The following is a 623-nucleotide window of genomic DNA, read 5'->3' on the forward strand; positions in this document are numbered from 1 at the left end:
AGCGTCGCGATCAGGTTGCCCGCGAACACCCCGGTGTGGGTGAAGTGCGACAACACGTCCGCGTCCAACAACGTGGCGAACCACAACTGGTTGAAGAAGAAAGGGCGCGCATCGGTCGGCGGCGTGAGGTCGAGATAGAAGCCGGTGGTCGCCCGGTCGAGCATGCGACGGTCCGTAGCACTGACGATCTTCTCGAGCACTACGGATGGCGCGGACATGTTCGGGTTTAACAGCACGGTGAATTCATTGGCATTGGCGGCAACCTCGAGCGCCCTGAGCGCCGCCGGCGAGAGCGGCGACTTCGTCACGATCAGTGTCGCAACCTTCCCGGCTGCGGCGAGAAAGAGGTGGCGGCGGGGCTCGGCGGCGCCGCTTGCAAGAAGGGTTGCGACGGCAAGGCTGACCAATCGCCCGGTCTCGTTCACTTCGCCGGGCGCGTACCAGCGACTCACCGTGAACAGGCCACTTGGGGTAAGCCGATCGAGAAAGCGTTGCCAGGCCTCGACTGTGTAGAGACCATTTTCTGTGAGCGTGAAGGCGCCGGCACCTGTCGCCGCCCAGGTATCGATCAGGCTCATCTGGATGACATCGAAGGAGCGCGGTGTGCGGGCAAACCAGCTGCG

At 63.6% G+C, this 623-nt stretch carries 1 pseudogene; it reads right to left on the reverse strand.

From position 1 onward, the window contains the following. Nucleotides 1-623: pseudogene (locus AC5ZGW_RS46750) on the reverse strand (hypothetical protein); the annotation flags it as partial.

It is taken from the genome of Bradyrhizobium sp. Crot121 (assembly GCF_059512385.1).